Annotated in this window: 15 protein-coding genes; 7 read left to right on the plus strand and 8 right to left on the minus strand. The window is 43.4% G+C overall.

Annotated features, from left to right (window positions below; all coding sequences use genetic code 11):
- Positions 1 to 58: 58 nt before the first annotated feature.
- The gene (locus MMA19_RS07080; protein ID WP_006071418.1) at positions 59 to 817 is read right to left on the minus strand and encodes a hypothetical protein; all 759 of its coding nucleotides are present in this window, start codon (positions 815 to 817) and stop codon (positions 59 to 61) included.
- Between the two features lie 336 nt (positions 818 to 1,153).
- Here MMA19_RS07080 and MMA19_RS07085 point away from each other — a divergent pair, with 336 nt between their 5' ends.
- From MMA19_RS07085 to MMA19_RS07100, 4 genes are all read left to right on the plus strand, one after another.
- On the plus strand, positions 1,154 to 1,915 hold the full coding sequence (locus MMA19_RS07085; protein WP_240205878.1) for an AraC family transcriptional regulator: 762 nt from the start codon (positions 1,154 to 1,156) through the stop codon (positions 1,913 to 1,915).
- 202 nt (positions 1,916 to 2,117) lie between these two features.
- Positions 2,118 to 3,497: an amidohydrolase family protein gene (locus MMA19_RS07090; protein ID WP_006071420.1), complete on the plus strand. Its 1,380-nt coding sequence runs from the start codon at positions 2,118 to 2,120 to the stop codon at positions 3,495 to 3,497.
- Positions 3,498 to 3,546: 49 nt separating this feature from the next.
- Positions 3,547 to 4,194 (plus strand): DUF3299 domain-containing protein, encoded by a 648-nt coding sequence (locus MMA19_RS07095; protein ID WP_006071421.1) that lies wholly within the window; start codon positions 3,547 to 3,549, stop codon positions 4,192 to 4,194.
- An 11-nt stretch (positions 4,195 to 4,205) separates the two neighbouring features.
- Positions 4,206 to 5,471 carry a carbohydrate porin gene (locus MMA19_RS07100; protein WP_240206166.1) on the plus strand — a complete coding sequence of 422 codons (1,266 nt, stop codon included), beginning with the start codon at positions 4,206 to 4,208 and terminating at the stop codon, positions 5,469 to 5,471.
- Between the two features lie 26 nt (positions 5,472 to 5,497).
- Here the strand turns inward: MMA19_RS07100 and MMA19_RS07105 are convergent, their stop codons facing one another.
- The 4 genes from MMA19_RS07105 to MMA19_RS07120 all read right to left on the minus strand — a co-directional run bounded on the left by MMA19_RS07105 (position 5,498) and on the right by MMA19_RS07120 (position 11,173).
- Complete coding sequence (locus tag MMA19_RS07105) at positions 5,498 to 5,650, minus strand: hypothetical protein (protein ID WP_006071423.1); 153 nt, start codon at positions 5,648 to 5,650, stop codon at positions 5,498 to 5,500.
- Positions 5,651 to 5,794: 144 nt separating this feature from the next.
- On the minus strand, positions 5,795 to 8,593 hold the full coding sequence (locus MMA19_RS07110; protein ID WP_124941148.1) for an Hsp70 family protein: 2,799 nt from the start codon (positions 8,591 to 8,593) through the stop codon (positions 5,795 to 5,797).
- An 85-nt stretch (positions 8,594 to 8,678) separates the two neighbouring features.
- Positions 8,679 to 10,541 carry an Hsp70 family protein gene (locus tag MMA19_RS07115; protein ID WP_124941149.1) on the minus strand — a complete coding sequence of 621 codons (1,863 nt, stop codon included), beginning with the start codon at positions 10,539 to 10,541 and terminating at the stop codon, positions 8,679 to 8,681.
- Positions 10,541 to 11,173 carry a DUF2760 domain-containing protein gene (locus tag MMA19_RS07120; RefSeq protein ID WP_006071427.1) on the minus strand — a complete coding sequence of 211 codons (633 nt, stop codon included), beginning with the start codon at positions 11,171 to 11,173 and terminating at the stop codon, positions 10,541 to 10,543. The genes MMA19_RS07115 and MMA19_RS07120 overlap by 1 nt, the downstream gene beginning before the upstream one ends.
- 333 nt (positions 11,174 to 11,506) lie before the next feature.
- On the opposite strand from MMA19_RS07120, the gene MMA19_RS07125 reads away from it, so the two are divergent.
- The gene (locus tag MMA19_RS07125) at positions 11,507 to 13,042 is read left to right on the plus strand and encodes a sensor domain-containing diguanylate cyclase (protein ID WP_006071428.1); all 1,536 of its coding nucleotides are present in this window, start codon (positions 11,507 to 11,509) and stop codon (positions 13,040 to 13,042) included.
- 88 nt (positions 13,043 to 13,130) lie between these two features.
- Positions 13,131 to 13,661, plus strand: coding sequence for a 3'-5' exonuclease (locus MMA19_RS07130; protein WP_006071429.1), 531 nt, complete (start codon positions 13,131 to 13,133; stop codon positions 13,659 to 13,661).
- Between the two features lie 75 nt (positions 13,662 to 13,736).
- Here the strand turns inward: MMA19_RS07130 and MMA19_RS07135 are convergent, their stop codons facing one another.
- The 3 genes from MMA19_RS07135 to MMA19_RS07145 all read right to left on the minus strand — a co-directional run bounded on the left by MMA19_RS07135 (position 13,737) and on the right by MMA19_RS07145 (position 16,587).
- Complete coding sequence (locus MMA19_RS07135) at positions 13,737 to 14,183, minus strand: TerB family tellurite resistance protein (protein WP_006071430.1); 447 nt, start codon at positions 14,181 to 14,183, stop codon at positions 13,737 to 13,739.
- A 71-nt stretch (positions 14,184 to 14,254) separates the two neighbouring features.
- Entirely contained in the window at positions 14,255 to 16,177 is a 1,923-nt protein-coding gene (locus tag MMA19_RS07140; RefSeq protein ID WP_240205879.1) for an alkaline phosphatase D family protein, read from the minus strand.
- Positions 16,178 to 16,200: 23 nt separating this feature from the next.
- Positions 16,201 to 16,587 carry a hypothetical protein gene (locus tag MMA19_RS07145; protein ID WP_240205880.1) on the minus strand — a complete coding sequence of 129 codons (387 nt, stop codon included), beginning with the start codon at positions 16,585 to 16,587 and terminating at the stop codon, positions 16,201 to 16,203.
- Positions 16,588 to 16,837: 250 nt separating this feature from the next.
- On the opposite strand from MMA19_RS07145, the gene MMA19_RS07150 reads away from it, so the two are divergent.
- Positions 16,838 to 18,169 carry a MipA/OmpV family protein gene (locus MMA19_RS07150; RefSeq protein WP_031494492.1) on the plus strand — a complete coding sequence of 444 codons (1,332 nt, stop codon included), beginning with the start codon at positions 16,838 to 16,840 and terminating at the stop codon, positions 18,167 to 18,169.
- Positions 18,170 to 18,244 lie beyond the last annotated feature (75 nt).

Below are 18,244 nucleotides of genomic sequence, written 5' to 3' on the forward strand. Positions count from 1 at the left end.
TGGCTGCTCATCTTCAAACAAGGCTAAGAATATTAAATAGGTTGTAGAATGCTCAATTCTAAAAACTGAACGCCCAACCTATCATCGGGCCCTGCTGGGTGACATCTATCTGTGTAGTGCCCGAGTCATTTTGAATATTTAAGTAGCGATAACCGAACCAAATGTTGTTTAGATTACTTAATCGATACATTCCAGCGAGATTGAGCCCTCTATTCACATCATTGTCGCCAGCAATACTAGTATCTACAGTAAGACTCAATCCCCAGTCCTGATTAAACCAGTGGGCATATTTTAACCCCACCAACCAGTCGAATTGGTGCCCTGATGAATTGATCGATGGGGCGTCGTATTCGTTAACACCTATATCAATATTGAACTTACTATAAGTATGTCTAACCCCCGTAAGCATCACTAAGCCATGGGTGACTTCATAACCAGCGAAGAGGTCATTTAAAGACATAGTGGCATCTAGATCGATAGTGGTTGTGATATCCGGAAGAAACGGCAGTTTCGGTTTGTAAGTCGATGAATTGGAGCTTTTGATATGCAAATAGTTAGCGCGAACACCCAATAGCCATTTACCTTTCTGAGCATAGAAATCGCCCATGAGACCGAAATTTAAGTTACTAACAATATTGTCAAAAGGAATGTCAATATCCACGATACCACCTGAATTTCCTGAGGTACCGGTGATGCTTGGTGTCCATATCATTGGGAACACCAATAAATATTCCCATTCCTCGGACTGACTTGACTGAGCGAGGCAAGGGGAAAGCACCGTCATGCTAGTTAAAGCAGCTAAACTAACCGACTTCATATCTATTCCTTTAAATACTAATTTATTCAGATGGTTACCATCTAGGATAGACTATATTAGTCCTATACCACCTAATTACTTGTGTACTAGATGATGGCCAGACCTAGAAAAGAAGAGCAAGTCCACATAATTCGAACAGAACACGTCATGTTTTTTATTGACCTCTTCAAGGGGATGGATGTTGATCTACTTCCTTTATTAAGAGAAGCGCGTATTCCCAATACAATTGTTCAACGACCTAACTATTCTTATTTACCAGAATCAACGTTGAAAAACCTGTTATGTCATCTCGGAAAGCGATTATCTAGCGATCAATTTGGGATTAGGGTATGGGAAATGGTCTCACTTGAATATGTCCCGTATTATCTGAGTAAATTACCCGTTAATACGACGGTTCATGAGGCGCTTAGCAGATTTGGTCAACTGCTAGAAATGGAATCGTCCAATACCCAAGTCTACATAAAAAGGGCTGGTGGAGCGTGGTGGTTTGTAAGGGAGAAAACGGGTGCAGATGAAGTTTGGTTCCAATATGCAGAGATATTTTCTGTGACGTTTATGACACAGTTAGTCCATCAGTTAACAGCAGGACAGTATCATCCGAAAGAAATTGGTGTTCAGTCATCTTCCGTTGAGGCGTTTAAATTGCTACCGCAACTTCAGAATGTGGTGCTCTATAACGAACGCCCTGTGACCGCTATTAAAATACCTGACAGCGTAATGATGCAGATGACCAAGTTTAACGTTCAAAAATCTGTACCCAGCGAACCGTTACCAAAGTTGGGGCGGTTTACTCAGAGTTTAAAACTCGCGCTTAAACCCTACTTTACCGCTGGAAAGTTACCTCTAGATGTAGCTTCTGAGGTTATTAATATCCACTCCAGAACGATTCAACGCCGACTTAAAGAGGAGGAAACCAATTACAAGGAATTTAGTGAACAGATCTTGTTTGAACTCATTAAAACTGAGCTTATGTCTTCATCTACTATTGCGACAGTTGCTCAACAATTTGGTTACTCTGATTCCGCGCATTTCACGCGAGCATTTAAGCGATACGTTGGTATCACTCCCTCGCAATATAGGTCAAATCTCCCTACGTAAAAGCAACCTTTAAGTTTTGTCGCCAAATGGCAATACGTTAGGTTCGCAAATGTATAAATTATCACCTAAGGTTTAGATGTTAATTGTTTGTGAACTCAGCGTGTTACATAAAAACAATTAGCCTCGTAGCAGCAAATTCATATCAATGATTCGGAATGTTACGCGAAGTGGATTCCACTTGGCACGGACTAAAGGTGAAATAATGAAATCGATCGGCGGCAAACTGTCTCTTCTCGCAGCTTCTTGTGCCTGTGCGCTCTCAGCACAAGCAGACACAATTTTGTTTAAGAACGTTAATGTTTTTAATGGCACAGACAACAAACTGTATGAAAACCACTACGTATTAGTGGAAGACAACTTAATCAAAGCGGTATCGAAAGATGTAGTTGAAGTCTCCGATGCGCAAGTCATTGATGGGAGTGGTATGACATTAATGCCGGGCCTGATTGAAGGGCATGGCCATCTGCTATTAAACGGCGGTAACTTGAGTGACCACGAGAATAATCGCACGATAGAAGAATTAGCCGCGCGTTCTACGGTTAACGCTCGAGCGGCGTTTCGTTCAGGCTTCACCACTTGGCGTGATGCTGGCGGGTTGAATACCGGCTTACGAAAAACGATAGACTCAGGGATGCTGGAGGGACCTAGACTTTATACCTCTGGTGCTTTCATTGGTCCTACAGGTTCTCACGCAGACTTTAGTAATCTCACAACAGCCAATCAACATTTTTTCGGTTCTACGACGAGTATGGCGAGAAACAGCGTCAGCTTTAATGCCGATGGTATTACCGACATAAAGGCCGCTGCACGTCAGAATTTCAAACAAGGCAACACGCAAATTAAGATCATGTCTTCCGGCGGTGTCGCTTCATCTTTTGACCCTTGGCAGCTAAATGCGATGTCGCCAGAAGAAATTTCGGCAGCGGTAGAAATTGCCGAGGCTTATGGCTCTTACGTTATGTCTCACGCATACAGTAAAAAAGCAATTTTACGCAACCTTGATGCGGGCGTAAAAACCATTGAACACGGTTTTATGTTTGACGGTGATATTGCTAAAAAGATGAAAGAGAAGGGAGCGTATATCACAACCAATATGACGGCTTTTTCTCCCTATTTGACTCAAATCGAAGCGATCAACTCTAATCCGGCTTCGAAACGAAAAGCAGAATCAGCGACGAAGGCATTCTCCAAGTACATTGAAAATGTCAACAAGTATCAACCTAAATGGGGTTTTCACACGGACTGTGTTGGTGATGTAACCGCTTGCATTAAGCAAACCGACCATACCATATTCCTTGCTGGTAAAGAGCTGGGTAACTTCTTCACACTCAAAGGCTTGACGTCAGTGAATGGCGAAATTGTCAAACTATCTGGGGTCATGGACCCTTATCCTGAAGGTAAGTTAGGCGTGGTTGAAGAAGGTGCATACGCCGATCTTATCTTAGTAGATGGTAATCCACTCGAGGACTTATCAGTAATCGGTGCCAACGAGAAATGGTTTGATGCTGAGCCCCGAGAGGCAGACTTAGACACAATTAAAGTGATCATGAAAGACGGTGTTGTTTACAAGAACACACTATAGCCATTCAATGGGGCTCAGAAACTGAGCCCTCTTAACAAGAGTAATGTACATGTTGAATTGGTGTTCTAGCCTGATTGTTGTTCTATTTTCGTTTTCCGTGTCTGCGAGTCAAATCTCGGTCTTAGATTGGACGGATTTGAAACCTCAAATGAAAGAAGAAATTGTAGTCTTACCGGATATAACCGAAGCTCAGAGAGAATCTTTACAAACGATTTTGTTATTAGACTCTGTGCCCAACAAAGCGAATCAAAAACTGGCTAATCAAATCATTGTTGAGTTGGGTAGTGAAGGTGTCGATGCTCGTGATTTGCTTGAGAAAAGAGCGACTTATATGGCTCAGATGCAAGCTCGATCGGAAACCACGACGGATCGCTTTGATAAACAAAATATTCGAATGGCTGGCTTTATCGTGCCGCTAGAAATGACAGGAGAGAAAAGTACTGACTTTCTGTTGGTGCCAGTTGCGGGTGCATGTATCCATTTGCCACCGCCGCCAGCAAATCAAATAGTGCGAATACGCTACCCAGAAGGATTTGAAATTAAAAATGTTCAATATCCAGTGTGGGTTGAGGGTATTTTCACCAGTGATAAACAGACAGAGGATGTTTTTCTTGTTGATGGTAATACCTCAGTGACAATGGGCTACAGTATGGAAGCCACTAACATTGAAGATTATTACCAATCAGAAACGTTATAGTGAGACGCATGATGACTAAAACCCTTCTATCAAGTGTTGCTTTAGCTGCGATCTTTGCGTCGCTCGTCCCCAAAATAGCCATTGGTGCCGATTTTGGGAGCCCGGACTCAGTCGATAACACTCTCAAGACAAAGCCAAACCCAAAATTGAACTGGAGAGAATCGTTAGAGCAAAATCAAAATCTTACATTTGGCTTAGATTATCAATCACTGGGGCTTCGTGCTTCGGACACCGTGACAGGAGGCGAGAATAACGCCGCCGCTGGTGTGTTTCGTTTCTATGGGAGTTGGAACTTAGTTGGCCTAGATTCGGGTAATGTTGGTGGACTGGTATGGAAAGTAGAGCACAGACATAAGTACACCGACCTTTCACCTAAAGAGTTTTCGTTTATCGGCAATGTTACTCCCAGTCTACCTGATGGTGTCGGCTATGTCGGTATGATAGGGCCTGCGTATTCTGACCAAGGCAGTCGTCTCACTAACTTGTATTGGAAACAAAAGTTAAACCAGGGTAGAACGTCACTCATGCTTGGGTATCTAGATACCACCGATTACGTCGATACTTATGCTCTTGCGAGCCCTTGGACGGGATTTACTAACCTGGCCTTTAGCACAGGAGGAGGCGCAATTGGCTTGCCTGATGATGGTGTACTTGGATTAGCCGTAGGTCATATGTTGACTGACAATTTTTATCTGATTGGTGGGGTAGCCGATGCTAACGGTGACTCTAGTGACCCATTTAATTCTTTCTTTGACGACAGTAAACTTTTTACAACGTTAGAGTTTGGTTGGACCGCTTCTCAAGAGCAAATTTATACCGATAACGTACATGTCACAGCATGGAATATTGATGGTGGTACAAGGCATAACTTGTCAACTATTACCTTGCCAGATGGTAGTACAACCTATAGCGATCAAAACGGCCGTGGTATCAACTTTTCAGCGAGCTATTTTGCGACAGCGCAGTTGATGCCATTTATTCGAGGAGGGTTCTCAAGCGGAGATGTAGCCTTGTATGATACTTCTATCAGCGCAGGTATCGGCTACTTTGGTTTGGGTAATGCAACGAGTAATTTGGGTTTCGCCGTAAACTGGAGTGAAGTCAATGAAGCGTTTGGGCGTGGTTTAGACAATCAAATTACCTCAGAGCTATATTATAACTGGGCTGTGAATGACTATATTCAAGTCACACCAGACTTACAGTATATAAAGAACCCTGCGTTTTCTGATAAAGATAGTACTTGGATTATCGGCCTAAGGTTACGAGTCGCTATCTAAAAAAAGAGCTCATATGAGCTCTTTTTTTAATTTCCATCGTAGATGTAGCTATACACTCTGACTGGCCATCCGTAACCTGTATATTCTTTAGCAAGAACATCGGCGACTTCAACTGTGACTTCAATTCTTACCCAAGCACCGATGCCTAATGGCTGATACTCAATGACTCGATTTTTCATTATTAGGTTTCCGCTATTATGAGGAGTGATAATCATCGTTAAGGCGCAATGTATACGCCTTAACGAAAATTAGCTTGGAATAGCCGATATTACTTACCTATTTGTGCCAAAGTGTTCCAAACCATAGCAAACTGTGTCGCTGCTTTATTGATTGATAAGTCGCAAACCAACTGGTAGGGCATCACCAAATAACTTTTTAGAATCAGATTCCGACAGTGTTTTGACCTCGGAAACCAATTCATGCCAACTAGAAGATGCTTTCGACGCTTTCAGCTTATCTAGGACCTGTGCCCGATAGTCATCAGAAATATCTAGAGAGCGGTCGCCGGTTTTACGGCACATCAGGACACAGGCAAAGCCTATCATTGGTTCTTTTAGCCAGTCTTGCTCAAGAAGTTTTGGTAGCCATTGTTCAATTTGTTCCCGCGATATCACGTTATGTTGGCTGCCGTAGAGTGGTGTACGAGAGGCAAGTCTGCCTAATGCCCACCAGTGTGCTTGTTCGAACTGAGACTGGTTGAGGGCCTTGCTGAGATACCAAGTAGCTAACAGAACTTTGTCATCAACGTACAAGTTCTCTAAGCTTGCCGATAAACGAACCATGGCCTCATAGCCTTTATCCTTGGCTCCTTGGAATGTTTTGGCATTCTTCATCGCACCAGGATGTAAGTATTTGGCGATCCCTCCTAATATTACTTCCTGCTGTTCTTCATTTAGACCGCCTGAGACACGACGCCAGAAAGTCCACCAATCACTCCAACCTTGTGCATTCTGGAACTGAATACCTTGTTGGTACAACCCCCAGATTTGTTCCATCCGCCATGAGTCAGTCGCATCACCAAAACCAGGGCGCATACAAAAGCCTGTTAAGCGAAGCCAATTCTTTTCGTGTTGTTCAGAACGACGACGACGTTTGCGACCCAGTGAAAAACTGTCAACTAGAGAACGTAAGGTATAGAAATCCCAGTCATCTTTCTTACCAAGGTTTTTCTCAAGTGTTTTGGAGAGCAGCTTGATTTCTTTGCTGTCAGCGCTGTTTTTGTTGCCACTATACAAACGTGAAATCAAATCTTTGCTTGGCTCCAGCCCAGGATGAGCGGTGACCGTTTCTTCTTGTGCCTGCTGATTTCGAACTTCAAATTCAAGCGCCCATCGCTGAGCATCATCCTCAGTGCTTACACATTCAATCTTAAGCGTACCAACCTCGGTTAATTGACAAGCGAGCTGAACTTCAACTCGTTCTTTTTGATTGGCAGCGAGCTGAGAATCATTACCCTGTAACGTATTGATGTATGGAGGCAACGGTGCGAACTGATCGGGGTCGATTTGAACCATTAACCCGTTCTGTACTTTTTGATGCTCGCCAAAGTAATCATGGGTTGAAGTAAGAAGGTTAAATCGAACAGGTTCACCCAGAGTTAGCGCAAATCGACGACCAGTCAGACGAATTTCTTGCCCTTCATCTGTACCTTTGGACAATAAACATAAAGCTTGGCCAAGTTTGTTCTTTTCTTGTAGGTGTAGGAAGTAGGAACGGGCACTACCACCACCAATTTTAAGCTGTGCACCACGACGTGCTTTTGCAAAAGCGACAGCACCAAGCGCAACAGACCAATCTGGATGTGGGTTAGAGAGTAAAGAAACAGCAGAACCTTTCCAATTTTCAACGATATCGACCACGCGACGTGTGACCAAGTCGCTGTTGAAAACACCACCATTGAGTAGCAGGCCAACAGGAATCGCTGGGTCACTTTGATCGCCTAAGGCGTCTTTCGCAACCTCTTGGTGCAAATGCAAGAACTCGGAGACATGCTTACTTACCGCAGGGTCGGAAACGTAAGGCAGTCCAAATTCAACGACAGCGCTTCGTTTCTTGTCAGGTAGCTCACCAAACTTCGTGGTCGGAAAGAAGCCTTCTAAAGCTATTTGATGCACTTCTTGTTTGGTAAGAGCGATGCTTTTCGTGCCACCGATTAAACGAGAACCACTACCCAACATAGTGATTTTCATGTCATTTGGAGCATTTTCAGACAGCAACGCCTCTTTTGCCTTGCGAGTTTGCTGAATCAGCTTGGTAAGACTAGCCGCGTTAAGCTTTTTAGCCTCGTTAAAGCGCTGCTCAGCCATATGTGCAAGTGCCAGATCAAGATTATCACCACCTAACATAAGGTGTTCGCCGACACCGATTCGATTCAGTGTTAGTTCGTCATTGTCGTGTTTAGCTTCAATCAAACTTAAGTCAGTAGTACCACCGCCAACATCACATACCAGAATAAGCGGTACTTGGGCCAACTCTTGTGCTGCGGTATCTTTGTGTCTCGCATACCAGTCATAACAAACGGCTTGTGGCTCTTCTAACAGGTGGACTTTTGGTAGTCCTGCCAATTTTGCGGCTTGTAGGGTGAGCTTCCTTGCGGTTTCATCAAAGGAAGCTGGAACCGTAATGACTACATCTTGATCTTCAAGTTTGTTGTAGTGATGGCGGTGGTTCCATGCCTGACGAATATGGTTGAGATAGCTTGCGCTGGCGATGACTGGCGACACTTTTTCGACATCATGCGCGCCGGCCCACGGTAGAATGTCGTCTTCACGATCAACTGCAGTGTGCGATAGCCAACTCTTTGCACTTGAGACCTGTCGGCCTTCAACTTTTGCACCCAACTCTCTCGCCCATTCACCAATGATGATATTTTTCAGATCACCATCGACCGATTGATTTTCCCATGGGAGAGTGAGGTCCGCTTCGGACACTTGCTGAGCTGCTGGATGATAACGGAAAGAGGGTAGTAGTGGTTTACGCACTACTTCGCCCGGGCCAACGAGTTGGTCGATTTCAAACAATTCGACCGGAGAGTTAGAGAGGTCGTCTTGAATTTCACAGAATGCGACAACCGTATTGGTTGTACCTAAATCGATACCGACCAGATATTGTGAGGATGCCATGACATGCTCCAGTTAGGTCTTAATAAAGACTGGGATTAGCGATAAAAAACGGCACATAATGTGCCGTTTTGTCATTTAATTATTGTTATGCGTCTTCGCGGACGTCAAATTCAACGTGCCATTTTTGGCCATTATCCGAAGCGATGGCTTCCAGATATAGAGTGCCAAGTTCAGTAACGCGCGATGATAGTGTCACAGGAACCACTTCGCCAACGCTGCGGCCTTCTGATACTGGCAAGGTAACTTGAATTTCTGGAAGTTCTTCAAGCTCTTCTGGTTGCCAAAAGTCAAGATGAACTCCTGCCTCATCATCACGGCGGGTAGTTGAACCGAAGAATTGGAAATGAACAGGTTGACCAATGACAAGTCCAAATTCTTGACTAGGGACTTGAACACTACTGCCTTCTTCCATACCGAACGGTGCAACACAAAGGGCTTCCATTGGAGGAGCCATTCCCGGGATCGCAGGCATCGCACTTTCAATGCCGATGTAGTAACTCGAGGCAATACCGCCGCGAATTCGAACACCTTGACCACGTCGAACGCTACCGTAATAAGCTGCACCACTTGCAACGGCAAGATCTAAGTCTAGGCCAGAAAGCATTTTTGCCTTGTCTGAGCCCGCAGTTTCAAGCCACGCGTTAATGGTGTTGAACAAACGATCAGAGAGTAGTTTCGATTTAAGGACACCGCCGTTAAAGAGCAAGGCTGTTGGCTTGACGAACTCAGGTGCTGGTTGCATGCCAGGAATACCTGCAAAGGCGTTCTCTGTTGCGTTGCTTTGGCGGCTCAAGAACGCAGCAATATGGCGAGTAATCGCCGCATCTTGTGCGTAAGGAAGGCCCATTTGCGTTAATGCACCGCGAGCACGTTGAACCGGATGATCTTGAATGCCCACTTGTGGGAAGAAACCGTCTACAAGAGTTTGTTGAACTTCCTGTTGGGTCAATTCAGTTTTCAGTGTTGCGCCTAGTAACTTAGAGCCACGACTAGGGACAACAATCGGCACTGCTTGAAGCTCAGAATCATTTAGTAAGGCTTCTTTAGCGTCGCGGCAAGCATGAGTCATTGCTTGAACTTGCCACGGTTGCAATTCTTTACCATCTTGCGCTAGCTTCATCTTTAGGCGATAAGCTAAAGCAAGGTCCATATTGTCGCCACCAAGCAGAATATGCTCACCAACAGCAACACGTTCAAGATTCAGGTTACCATCTTGTTCTGTTACTGCGACTAAAGATAAGTCTGTGGTACCACCACCGACATCGACTACTAACACTACATCGCCAACATTGACTTCATCACGCCATTTATCCTCGCTGTTGTCAATCCAGCTATATAAGGCTGCTTGAGGCTCTTCAAGAAGGGTTAGGTGTGATAATCCAACGTTACGTGCTGCTTCTGCAGTAAGATCGCGCGCCGCAGGATCAAAAGAAGCCGGGACGGTTATGGTTACGTCTTGGTCCTCGAGCTTATGCTCAGGGTGTTTGTGATTCCATGTATCCTTCAAGTGCTCTAGATACAGCTCAGTCGCACGAAGAGGAGACACTTTGGTGACTTCTTCTGGACTGCCTTGTGGAAGAAAGCTCTCACGTCGGTTCACACCGCCGTGACACAGCCAAGATTTAGCACTCGCTACGAGACGAATAGGTGTTTTTGAACCAAGGTTTCGAGCAACGGCACCAACCAGAGCCTTTGGCTCACTTGTCCATGGCAGAGTGCGGGAGCCTTGTCCCATCTCGTGCTCATGAGGTTGATATAGAAATGAACCTAGTTGTTTGAAAGATTCTACAGTACCTGGCGCTGTAAGCTGTGGAATAGAAACTACTGCCACTTGCGCGGACTCGTTTGTCGTATCAAGAAACGACATAACACAGTGTGTAGTACCTAAGTCGATACCTACACTGTAATGAGCAGATGGCTGATTCTGTTCGTGCGTTGATAGATCCATTATAGCTCTACCTCTGCTGGTGCGATGACAGATGCGTTGTAGTTCTCAGACAACTTAGGCAGAGTCACTTTGTCGGCTTTCCAACCTTTATGAATTAGTGTGCCTGAGAATGGTGCATTACCTGTTACGTTGCCGGTTAGGCGAACAGATTGCGAATCAAAGCCTTCTTCGATTGTTACGCGAGTTTCTTCGTCTTCACTGCGAATTGGAGACAAAGCAAAGTACTCGGTGATCACTTTTTTACCGCCAGAATGGACAACACGAGCTGCTGCACCCACTTCTTCATCGGAGAATGAAGTTAGGTCTTCTTGCAGGAAATCGACCATGCGAGCTTCTTGCTGCATCAAAGACAGAAGCTGCATCGCAGAATCGGTAGAAGCAGTCGCAAGTTTAGATTCTACTTCTACAACTTTTTCCACGACTTTTTCGACTTCAACGACTTTCTCAACTTCAACGATTTTTTCTACTGGCTTTTCAACCTCGACGATCTTCTCTACTGGTTTTTCGACCACTTTTTCAACGACTTTGCTTTTGCGTGATACCGCGATGGCAAGCAACAAAACGCTAGAAGCCGCTAGGCCAGCGTGCAACATGTCGAAAGTAGTTGGGATAACATTTAGATCGATGTTCATAGGAGTTTCTCTATGTGTCAGTCATTAGTTGTTAATTTTGGGGCGAAGTCTAGCATAATCAAGGCTCATAGCGCGATGGTTTCGCAATAATGTCATTACAAAGTGAGTTTTTTGGCGAAGAATTCAGCAGATAATGACGATTTTACAAATTTAGGTGATCTTCGCTGTTTTTTTTAACACTGTAACTTTTGTCCATGTCAGAGCTGTGTAAGATTTAACAGTAAAAGGTAAGGTATTGTATTTTCGATACTTATATCACATGGCTAATAATATTTAATACAAATATAAAAACTGGTAACACTAATAAAACTATAACCAGTTAGGACAATATATATGGTTACAGGCTTAAGCAAAGAGGACCGTGGTGTCAAGCGGTACTCCGTGTTAGTACTAATTCTCGGATTGGTATTAACGATTTTCATTACACATCTTGTATATAAAGGACAAAAACAACTTTCCGATTCTAATTTTGAGTTCTTAGCTCAAAACCAAGCAGAGAATATAAAAGAACTTGTCATGTTGGACGTTGCTTTTATTGGCGCAGGAGCTAGTTTCTATCACGCAACTCAACCACCAACGTGGGATAATTTCTCCACTTTTGTCGCTCCATTGCTAGCAGATTCAAAAAGTTTGATAGCTATGCAATGGATGAAGAAGGTGTATCCTGAGCAGATTGAGTCGCACGTAGAGCGAGTCAAGCAACACTTTCCAAGTTATCAAATATATACGGTACCTAAAGACGAACCTCGCCAAGATGGTTATATCCTTGAAAATGATGAGCCTATTTATGTGGCAAGTGATGTCTATCCTGTTAATGAAGCCAACTTACGTGCATTGGGGTACTACTCTTCCCGAGAGCGTGTTAGACGAGTGATTCGCAGCACACTGGAAACCGGAGAGCCGAGTTTGTCAGATAAGATTCGCCTATTACAGGACGGGTTTGATCGTTCGTTACCGAAACAAGGAATGCTAGTTTACCACCCAGTATTCGAGGTCGGTGATAACTCATTACGTGGAGTGGTTATTGGAGTTGTTCGGACAACCGCATATTTCGAGCAGATTGTTTCTCGAACCTCCATCGGTAAAGAAGTGGGTATTCAAGTTGTGGATTTAGGGTTTGATGCCGAAGATGACCCCATTATGTATGAGAATCCAGCGTGGCAAACGTTGTCTGGGGATATAAAGAGCATCATTGTGGATCTTTATGATCGACAGTGGAATATTCAGTTTAAACACGATTCAGAAATTTCACAGAATGACAGTTTTATTCTCCTATGTGTTGCTTCAGGCGGTTTTATCATTTCGATTCTATTGGCTTACGTGGTTCAGTTAATGCTGCGTGAACAACGAAGATTGACCAAGTTGGTCAGTCGCAGAACGCGTGACTTGCAATACTTAGTAGAGCGAGACCCTTTAACGGAAGTGTACAATCGACGCGCATTCAATCGGTTAGCGGATTACCATATTTCATGCAATAAGCCATTTTCTTTAGTCATTATTGATATTGATAAGTTTAAGCAAATTAACGATAAATATGGTCACGTTTCTGGTGATGAAATCTTGATGCAAGTTGCTGCGTATATAAAAGCGCAACTGTATCCCGATGATATGCTGTTCAGACTCGGCGGCGATGAGTTTGCTGTGATAAGTCGTTGTGTTGACGAAGAGTTACTCAACATTTATCTAAACGAAGTGTGTGAAGATATTTCCTTTATGAAATGGGACACCATCGATCCAAACTTTGTTTGTACACTGAGTATAGGTGCGTCCGTATTTAGAGGAGAGTCCTTGGAGAAACTCATGAACCGTGCTGATGATTTATTATATAGAAGCAAAGATAAAGGCAGGAACAGAGCAATGGTTGCTTGATTTTTTAGCGATTGAATGGAGAACTGTCGAGGTTTGACGTTTGATACGTTACAATCCGACGGTTCGTTTAACTAATCTTAAAATCCCTATGAATTATAATCGTGTCGTTTGTTTTGATCTTGAAATGTGTTGTTGGAATGTCGACGGTGTTGGCACGACTGGCGAGATAATTGAAGTAGGGCTAGCAGAAATAGATTTAGTTAAACAAGAAGTAGTGAAGCGAGCACAATATTACGTTAAGCCTGAAACTGATAAGGTGTCGTTATTTTGTACAGAGCTTACCGGTATAACACCACGTAAAGTAGAAAAGCAGGGGCGTCCACTAGCGTCTGTGATTCAGTCGATGGTTAAAAATTTTGGTGGGCCTAACAAAATTTATGCCTCATGGGGCCGAGACGACATTATCTTACTCGAAGAATGTCAATCGAAAGGCATCGAAATGCCATTCAAAGAGTTTGTTAATCTAGCGACCTTATATCGCATACAGAATCGACTTAAAGATAAGCGTATTGGTCACAAAGCGGCACAAGAAAGCCAAGGAATAGAGTGGGAAGGTAGACAGCACTCGGGCTATGTTGATGCGTATAACCTTGCTAAATTGGCATTGACCATGCTGTAACTCGCTGACCAAGAATGACAAAAGCCGATCAGAAATACTCTCTGCTCGGCTTTTTTGTGCTTATAACGTGTGGCGCTACTTGTCAGTGACTTGAATCTTAGCTCGGATAAACTCGCTGTGATCAACATAGAGGAGCTCTGCTACTTTACGAATCACTGCATCTTCCAGCGGGTCAATAACTCCGTCTGCGTTGGCAACTTCCCACATGGCTTTGATTAAGTCAAAGCGCTTCTCCTGACTCAATTCTCTCAAGCTTGAGGTAAAGTCGTACAAAGACGCTGAGTTCTTGGTTTGTTCTTGCGCTTGAACCAACAGAGTTTTCGACTCTGTTTCATCAAGTCCTAACAGTCGTTCAATTAAAGATAGCTTGGCTTTTTCTTCTTCCTCTTCCACTTGATAATCGGCATTAGACACTTCGCAAAGCAGTGCAGCGATAGCAAGGTTAGGGCTAATTGACTTGTTGTTAGATAAGTCATCGCCTTCAATAAGTTGTTTAAACATTGAAGTAATGGAATTAAACATGGCGTTACCTGATTTTATTGCTTATTTATAATACATAGTGATTGTTGAGCCAGATCACAAGTATTTAGAGTTTAGCTTTCGGAATTAGTTTCAGGGAATGTGGTTTTTGTACCATCTCCATGAAGGACCGATATCTCGATAGGTTTGCCTTCATCATCCAATCGTACCTTTCCGATACCACTTTTATTGACCAGTCGATTATGGTGACTTGGTTCTGGCTTACGTTTGAAGATCTTTAAACGCTTACGCTTAGTAAACAAGTTGAGCGGTGAACGCGGTGAATAAAGCCATTTATCGAGTGTGTCACAAATCGTCAGTAGTGGTTCTGGAAACTCATTCTTTATTCCACTACAGGTTATTTGGTAAATGTGCGAGTCCGTCTGCTTATAACGAAGTTTGACGTCGTAGACGAAGGAGTAGTGTACGTCACCCGACAAAATGACAAAGTTCTTAGGTGTCTTAGTATGGGTAAAAATAGACAGTAGAGTATTGGCGCTTCCAGGATGAGCCATCCAGTTTTCAGCATCAATAATTAGTGGATTACCCATTTTTGTCGCCATACTTTGTAGTGTTTCTATAAATTTCACACCAAACATAGGTGCGGGAGATACGACAACAACAGAGTCTAGACCGATGAGCTCTTGTTGAAATTCGACCATCGCTTCCCAGTCCATTAGACCAGATGGTTTATTTAGATTGGACTCGGAACGCCAGCGTCGTGTGCGAGTATCAAGAACCACTACTTTAGGTGATGAATCAAGACTAAAATGCCACTTCTCGTATCGCAGCAATTGCGTAATTAAGTCATCGTGTTGGTCTTGCGCGATGATTTTGTTTGCGTTGGCATAAGAGAACAGCCCAACCAAACTGTGTCGCCAGTCACTCTTCATCTGAACTGGCGTATTACCCCAAGCTTGGCACAGTAGATAGGACAATAGAGCGTTACCTATTATTCGCTTAGAAAACGCGTTCTCGTAAGCTGCTTTTTCCCAGCCAACAGTTAGGTTCCAATCGTCGGTTACGTCGTGATCATCAAAAATCATATAACTTGGGACATGCGCCATAACTCGCCTGACCTTCGGTAAGCCAGCGACAAATTTATCGAGCTCTGCTTTTTCCCTGTTCCAAAGAGGTTGGTCTTTCTCTAACAAAGGTTGGTTTTCAGAACCATCATTGGGACGCAGTTGGTTAAACTGAATAGCATCCCAGAGTACAGGAGACCAATTAAGCAAGTACATTGCCAAAAATTCTGAGAAGCTAATCAGATGATTTTCGCATTCTCTAGAGCTGAAAATAGGCGTGTCATTTTTGTTAATCAGACCCTTTAGACGATGAGTCTCATCTTGGTAATGGGGGAGTATTTGATCTCTGGAGTAGAGAGCGTTGGTACAATGGTAGAGTTCATCTGCATTTTCGACAGGCGCACCAATAAATGACTCATTAGGTAACTCAAGTAATTTGATAACTTTATGGATAGCCACCAACATGGGACCGGCAACATGATCAGCGTAGATTTGGTCGCCAGTAAGTAACAAAAGGTCTGGTCGATCATCGTCTTTTGTAGAATTCGCTAACTGATCGAGCAATGAATCAACTTGAAGCAGGCTGTCTTCACTATGATGATGTGGGTTTCTACATGAACCGTGAAGAATATGATCAGACTTATCTGACAATATGATGTCTATCCAAGATGACGATGAATAGAACATGTTGTCATTAAGAACGCTGCTCTTGGATTCTCGCCAAACCACGTTATAACCTAGGCGGCCAGTCTGAGACGTTAAAAGATTAGTGTGGAACTGAATGATCCATAGCTTGTTGCTTATTTTGTAGACCTGCTCAGAATCAAAATCACTGTAGGAAATCACATCATCGTTATTGATCGCAAGTTGAAGGTTTGAAGGACACAATGAGGTCGCCAACCATAGGGTGATATGCTGAGGGTTAGTGCGACGTAATATTGGTCCTGCCAACACAGGATTGAGCTTTTTCATGAGGCGTTCTTTCTACTTACTTTCTAGGAATGTTCCAGTGCTGGGTGCTCTGATGCTGTCGTAGCTTCATTCATTTGCTCAAGCAATTCGACAAACTCTGAGCTACTCGTTTCATGACCGATTAGGAAAAAAGCAGTCAAAGCATTCAAAAGATGCTCTTTATTGTTGCTTTGGTCGATCATCTGAGCTAATCGCTCACGAACTAGCTCTATTTCATGCTCAACAAATCCTCGACCTTCAAATGTATCTTCCGCTTCGTCAGGAGCGTTGTCGAACTCTAAGAATAACAAGTCATTATCGACTTTGGCACTCAAAAGTCGTTCTGGAAGCCATGTCTCACCTGTGACGACATCAATATGTTGATCGTTTGGCAAAGATTGGAGAATTTTTTTTAACTTTTCTACTTTCACGATTCGTCTAAATAGTGGAAACTATGACACCCATCACTGTTGGTTATTTATTGAGCCATAAGGCAAATAACAGTGTGGTGACATAAAAATATGCGTTAACCCCATAATATACAACTCTACTTCACTGAGGTAGCTGTTGTTAGGTTATTTGATAAATGGCGTGTGAATTTTGGCTATCAGTCAAAATAGTGATTACGTGCTCCTTAGCTTATTAATTGTAAACATATTCCAGTTGGAGAAACTGCAAGACATGATAAAGAGAAATCTCGCGCTCGCGACCGCAGCATCACTTTGTACAGCACCAGTGGTATTGGCAGAAGAGTCAGCGCAAGAAGCGGATTGGGGCATTGCAGCAGTGTGGCGTACAGCGAACATTCCTTTTGATACCAAAGGAAGTGATACCTCCGTTAGTACCTTTATTCCGATGATGTTCTTTAAGAATGACTATGTCTTTCTAGACGGTACTATGGCAGGCGCCCACCTCTATAAAACGGATGACAAAGAGTTAGAGCTTAACGCCATTGCGCGTATGCGTTTTATCGACATACCAGCAGACGAGCAAAATGCCGTTGGGGGAGACACTGCGGATTATGGTTTGCAAATGCGTTACAACTTTGATGACGCTTGGCACTTCGACACTGAGCTAATGACAGACGGACATAACCGTTATCATGCAAACTTTAGACTTCAAGGTATGCTTGATTATGGTGACCTTGAATTACGTCCTAACGTTACACTACGTTATAAAGATGCTGACTTTAACACCGAATACTATGGTACATACCGAGGCACTACAGATAGCCTAAGTGGCGGTATGGACTATGCGATGGGCGTTGATGCTAAATACCACGTCGTATCAAACCTATACCTTGTAGGTGCGACTAATATTCGCATGCTAGATAACCAAGCGTATCATTCATCAGTGATTAAAGAACGTTTTGAAGGCGAAGTGTATTTCGGTTTTGGTTTCTTCAACGAGAAGAAAAAATCAACATCAAAAGCGAAGCAAGTACGTCGTGATATCGGAGCTAAACCTTATGTGCGTGTAGCTCATGGTTATGCGTCACCGTCGGACATGGGTGATATCCTGACCTTTAATGGTAAGCGCGATCCGTATAATAACCAAGTAACATCAGTATTTTATGGCCATCCATTAACGGATGAGTTGTTTGGTATGCCGTTGGATATCTATTTGAGTCCGGGTATTGCTCACCACTGGAGTTCTGAGGTTCAAGGCTCTGGTACAGAATTTATCACGCTTATCAAAGCATATTACACATTTAACTGGCCAGTGAAGATGCGTTTAGGTGTGGGTAACGGCCTGTCATATATCGACAACATTACCTATATCGAACAACAAGAGATGGATAAGAAAGAGAAGCGTGCGAGTCACCTTATGAACTACATTGATATTTCTTATGATATCAGCATAGGCTCTATTATCGGTAAACCAGAGCTTGAAGAGTTATGGTTGGGTTATGCTCTGCATCACCGCAGTGCGATATTCGAAGCTTCGTCCCAGTTTGGTCGAATCAAAGGTGGTAGTAACTACAGCACCTTCTATCTTCAATACCACTTCTAATCAGAAAGCTCCGCATTGCGGAGCTTTTTTGTATCCTTCTGGCTTAACGCGAATTTCCTACCTGTGCTACAATCC

It is taken from the genome of Vibrio sp. CyArs1 (assembly GCF_022432925.1).
GTDB classification, from domain to species: Bacteria; Pseudomonadota; Gammaproteobacteria; order Enterobacterales; family Vibrionaceae; genus Vibrio; species Vibrio mediterranei.